At 48.9% G+C, this 5,979-nt stretch carries 3 protein-coding genes; all 3 read right to left on the bottom strand.

The window, feature by feature from the left end; genetic code table 11:
* Positions 1-170 (bottom strand): AAA family ATPase (locus tag PLA23_RS07060; RefSeq protein ID WP_324474613.1); only part of this gene is annotated, 170 nt, incomplete at its 3' end.
* Between the two features lie 263 nt (positions 171-433).
* Positions 434-2,485: a methyl-accepting chemotaxis protein gene (locus PLA23_RS07055; protein WP_324474607.1), complete on the bottom strand. Its 2,052-nt coding sequence runs from the start codon at positions 2,483-2,485 to the stop codon at positions 434-436.
* A 375-nt stretch (positions 2,486-2,860) separates the two neighbouring features.
* Positions 2,861-5,979, bottom strand: a 3,119-nt coding sequence (locus PLA23_RS07050; protein WP_324474605.1) for a PAS domain-containing protein, incomplete at its 5' end; no start/stop codon positions are given.

The following is a 5,979-nucleotide window of genomic DNA, read 5'->3' as shown; positions in this document are numbered from 1 at the left end:
ACCCGGTCATCATATTCAAAGTTAAAATATGCAATATCCTTAAATTCTGACTCACCAAAATTCCTTAATATCCAGGTTTTCCCGCACTGGCGAATCCCTTCGATAATTAACGGTTTCCGATCTTTCTGGTCTTTCCATCTGAGTAATGAATCGTAAATGAACCGTTTCACAGAGTGAGATTACACGTGTAAGTATATAATATGTGTAATCCGTACACAAAATAGCATCTTATTTTGTGTATGAAGTACACATTTTCGTACCTTACCTGTCGGAGGGGAGAGGTGATAGGAACTGTCGGATGTGTTTTCGCACGTTCCGGGAGGAGAGGCGTTCAGGATCACATACCTTCGGTACCGATCATAAAAAGAACTAATACGCCGGTTTCAAACGAAAAAGGCATATGAAATAGGGGCATGAGGGATTTTTTTGTCCCTTATCCCCGAATCGTAAACACACCCAGTGCCTGTGATATATTCTGAACTGATACGGCTGCATCTGCAATCGCATGACTAATCTGTTCGATCGAGGATGACACATCCCTTGTTGCAGCAGCAGAACCAACCGACTCCTGCGCTGTCTGCTGCACAAGCGTCCCGACCTCATTCACACTCGCCGTAATCTCCTCGACCGCAGCAGCCTGCTCCTCAGTCGCTCCTGCCACCTCACTCATCTGATCATGGACGTTGGAAACAGCCTGAACAATCCGGGTAAAGACCTGTAATGTCTCCCCAACCGCCTCATTACCGTTCCGCACCTCTTCTGACGATGTCTTCATGGATTCTGAAACCATATGGGTCTTATGTTGGAGATTACCAATAATTGCCGAAATATTCTCTGCTGACTTCTGCGACTCAAGCGCAAGAGATTTGACCTCATCAGCAACAACGGCAAACCCAAGCCCTGCATCACCGGCACGTGCAGCCTCAATCGCAGCATTCAAAGCCAGAAGCCCGGTTTGTTCAGCAATTCCGGTAATTACATCAACAATATGACCGATCTCATCCATCTGGCCTGAAATATCAGTAATAATCTCACTTGTCTTATCAACGGACTCAATAATTGCGTGCATCCCTTTCTCAGCCTTGCCGGCAAGCAGAGCTCCCGTTTCAGAGAGTTCTACAGTCTGCTGAGCAGAAGCAGAGGCACTTTCGGCCTTTGCTGCCACTGAACTGACCGTCTGTGAGAGATCCTCCATCGCACGGAGAATCTGCTGTACTCCGGACGTACACCGCTCGGCAAGGTTCCTGACAGCCTGTGCACTCTCAGAAAGTGTACTTGTCCCGCTCGCCACCTCTTCAGCGCTCGCATTTGTCTCTTCCATCCCTGCGGTCAGCTGCTCAACCGCACGCTTCACCTCTCCGATGGCCACAGAAGTCTTTATCCCAATCTCATTTAACGCATCTTTAAACCTGACAAACTCCCCCTCCATCCGGAGCCTCTCATCGGCCGCATCTGCAAAATTCCCTTGTGCATACGATGCAGACAGTCGCATCGCCTCCTCAACAGGGTCGCAAATCGCCTCAAGTGCATTGTTAATACCCTCAAGAATCTCCCGATACGCACCCTCAACCTTTGAGACATCAGCCCGTGCATGAAGATTGCCTGCGAGTGCAGCATCAGAAAGCGCCTTTGCCTCGGTAATCAGGGTCTGCAGATTGGCTATGACCTGCATAATCGCCGGTGCAATCTCATCCTGATCATCCCGTGGGCGGATCGGAACCGTCACATCACCTGCAGCAACCCGATACAGTGCTCCAATCGCAACCTTCTGCAAATCCTCTGAAAACTGGTCCATCGCCCGGGCCATGACCCCGATCTCGTCCTTGCGGACAAGATTCAGCCGATGCCCAAGGTGTCCACGACTCATCTCCTCAAGGACCTCTGCAACCCGTTTGAGCGGGAGAGTAATACTCCGACTGATCACAAACCCAAGCAGTACAGCTGCTAAAACACCAATAATACCCACAACCACAATAAGAAGTGTTGCGGCCGCAAACGTCGTATCGCCCTCATTATCTAGCTCATCTGCCGTCTGCACATTGATCTCCATCAGGGCATCAATCGCATTGGCAACAGCCGTGCGGGAACTTGTCATCCCCTCTGATGCTAGAAATTCTTTCGCATCCTGCTCCCTGCCACTCTCAACAAGACTGATCACCTGCTGAATATTCTTCTGGTACTCAGGCCATGCAGCCTCAAACTTCTTGAGCTCCTCTTTCTCTGCCTCAATCAGACACGAAGCCTTATACTCCTCTATATCCTTATTTACGTTTTTTATCCCCTCATTGATGGCGCTTTTTGTCTTATCCCGCTCGGTTTGAAGGGCAACAAACTTATACAGATCCCCCCGGATCTGATACGCATCACCATACGCCTTCCCCAGTTTATCAATCGGAACAAGCCGGTCATGATACATCGTCGTCATTCGATCATTGATATCCTTCATATTCATGTACCCGACCACAGCAACAATACCGACCAGCATTGCAATGATCAGAAACTTCCGATAAGCTTTGTACCTATCCTGATATTATCGAGATTTTTCATTGAAACACCTTCTTATGAACCATTGTATCTGGCTTTTCTGCAGATATCCATTCCTGGAGACAAAGCCCTGATGAATTATTTGAGGTGAATTCCTATATAAAAGGTATGATAATTACGGGTTGTACCCTGTCTACCGGGGTACAGGATGAACAAAAAACGGACAGATTCTGGAAACTGCATCAATCAGAAGATTACACCTCTTGTTACACGGTATGATATCCCCTTTTCCTCCGGATAAGCAATCCGGTTTCTTTTCCACTCATTGTGCAGTACTCACGGGGGCACCAGGTACAGATGCCGGGGTTTACCCGTATCACATCTCCCCCACCCGTCTCCATCTCCCCTCCGGAACCGTCATGACAAATCTGGCTCCCTTCCCTGCCTGCCCCGTCTCCTGAATAGAAATCCCGGTAATAGAGAGGATCTCTCGTGCAAGAAAGAGACCGAAACCGGTATTTTTTCCATACCCCCGCTCAAAAATCTTCTCCTTCTCATCATCAGGAATTCCGATCCCGTCATCCTCCACCTGGATAATCAGGGCATGATCTGCCATTCTGGTGGAGACTGTTATCGTTTTTACCCTGACACCATGGCGAACCGCATTCTCAATCAGATTCTCAAGCACCTTGACAAACATCAGATCCACAAAGACGGCACCATGGGTTGGGGTATGAATAAAATCGATATCGGATGGAACAATAAGATGATCCAGAATATCATCCAGATTCTGCCAGTCCGGATCCTGGGTCCCAAGTTCCTGATACAGTCGGGTAAACTCGATCTGACGTACAATATCTGCGGTAAGAGCCGTACATTTCCCGAGATAGACCGTCAGTTCATCACTTTGTATCCGGAGATCCTGTGCCAGATCCAGATACCCCATCAGCACACTTACCTTATTGAGGATATCATGCCGGGTGATACTTGAGAGCAAAGCCAGTTTTTTGTTTGCTTCCCGGAGTGAATCACTCATTATGGCAAGTTGCCGAAGCGTATCCTCTCGTTCCGCACTTCTTTGATAACGTTCTATTTCGGCCTGTTTTCGTATACTGACATCAAGCAGAATACCATGAAACCGTATCCCGTCATCATGCCTGATCGGGAGGGCAATTCCCTGGAACCATATCTCCTCTCCGGACGGTTTTATAAACCTTCCTTCAAACTGCCAGAGGGATTTACTCCCGATTGCATCACTGACTGACTGGAGAAATTCCTCCCGATCCGGTTCGTATACACATGCGAGAAACCGCTCAAAGACAGTATCCTCCGGTTGGGGACTGATTCCAAAAATGTCATAAAGACGGGAACTGACATAGGTAACCTTCATCGTGCCGGCCGGATCAACATACAGCTGGTAGACCACACCCGGAATCGTCCGGGTCAGACTTACGAAAAATTCTTCCCGCTCTGACAAAATTTGCTGTGTCTGTGTAAGTTCTTCATACTGATGGCGAAGCTCTTCTTCGGCTGCGGATAATTCTTCAATAGTAGCAGAAAGTGCCTCATGCTTTTGTTGCAGCTCTATCTCGGCTTTTTTTCTGGATGTGATATCGGTATGGGTTCCGATCATCCGGAGCGGCTTCCCGCGAGGATCCCGTTCGACAATCATCCCCCGTCCCTCAATCCACATCCAGCTGCCGTCCTTACGCAAAAACCGGAACTCAATATCAAACTGCTCTGATGCACCTGACAGATATGCGTTGATTGCGGAAAGGGCCGACGGAAGATCATCAGGATGAACCCGTTCCTGCCAGGCATCAAAATTCTCCGGAAATTCCTTTGGCTGATACCCGGCCATGGTATAGTACCGGTCATCAAAAAATGTTGTATTGGTCTTCAGGTTCCAGTCCCAGTATCCTTCATGCTTTGCCGCCATGGCATAATCAAGCCGTTCATTGGTCTGTTGTAATGCCTCCTCAATCCGCCTGCGATCCGTAATATCCCGGATACATTCAATCGCCCCTGCAACATGTCCCGCAGTATCAAAAAACGGACAGGCGATGAACCAGAAATACCCTCCCGATCCGTCATAAAAATGCGGAAGAAAGATCTCCGAACTATATGCAGAACCCCTTCTGGTAACCGACGGATAAAGCTGTATAATACACTCATCACCGGTCAGGGCAAGATCAATCAGTATCGGCCGGCGGGTTTGATATAACGGGATCGCATACTCATAATTTCCCTTCCCGATCATCTGTTCTGCAGGAATCCCGGTCATCTTCTCCATCACCCGGTTCCATGCGATCACAACCCCGTCCTGATCAATGACAAGGGTTCCGTCAGGGAGGAATGCGATGATATTATCCATCTGGTTTTTTGTACATGCAAGATCCTGGTTTGCCTGTATCAGCCGTTCTTCACTTTCCCTGACCGCAGCTTCAGCAGAGAGGATCTCTTCGTATGCCGTTGCCAGCTCCTCATTCTTTTTAATCAGTTCCATCTCTGCATGCTTTCGATCCGTGATATCCCGGATGATTGCCTGCCCATATATTCTGCCCTGTATGCTTATCTGCTGAAGCGTGACCTCGCCATAAAACTCTGTCCCGTCATGACGACGGTAGACAAACTCAAAGGTATGCGGGTTTCCATCCTCTGTCAGCCGTGTTTTCTCATCAGTCAGGTCTCTGGAAGATACGTCATCAGACTGCAGAATCGGGGCAAAATCAGTAAGATATGAACCAATCAACCGATCCGGTGATACCCGGAACAGAACCGCTGCCTGATGGTTACCATCAACGATAACACCCTTATCCAGGATAAGGATCGCATCGCCTGCACTCTCAAACAAGGTGCGGTACTTCTCCTCACTCTCAGCGAGTGCCTGCTCCTTAAGCGTGAGCTTTTCCAGATTTGCCCTGAGTTCCTCCCCGGTCCGGGCAATAACATCATACGCAGCCTGTAGCTCCTCATGACTCTGCTGTATTTTTAACTCCTGCTCTTTCTGACTGGAGATATCAATATGAGTCCCGACGGTAATAGACGTTGGAGTGTTTGTCTCATCCAGAAGTGTTCTCCCCCGTGACCAGATCCAGACCGGATGTCCGTCTGCATGCATCATCCGGAAGTACTGCTCATACATCCCTTCCGGGTGTTCCAGATAGGAGCGGAAGGTATCCACGGCTTTTTGCCGATCATCAGGATGGAGCAGGTCTATCCATGCCGGGAAGATGCTGCCTGGCTGCGAGAGGTCATACTCCCTGATGTCCCGGCCAAGCATGGAAAAATACTCCGGACTGCACCAGAGCGAATCAGTATCCGCATGATACTCCCATGCACCGGTATGCGAGGCGGAAATAAAGGTTTCATACCGCTTCAGAGTCTGTCTGAGTTCCTGAAGCGATCGCTTCAGATCCTGTCCGGTCTTGTTCATCAGGATCGCCTGACGGATCTTATGAGCAAGTTCTGCGAATTGTGCCTTTGGATCTCCTC

Origin of the sequence: Methanospirillum sp., from assembly GCF_035406105.1 — an archaeon.
Taxonomy (GTDB): Archaea; Halobacteriota; Methanomicrobia; order Methanomicrobiales; family Methanospirillaceae; genus Methanospirillum.
This window is presented reverse-complemented; position numbering and strand designations above follow the sequence as displayed.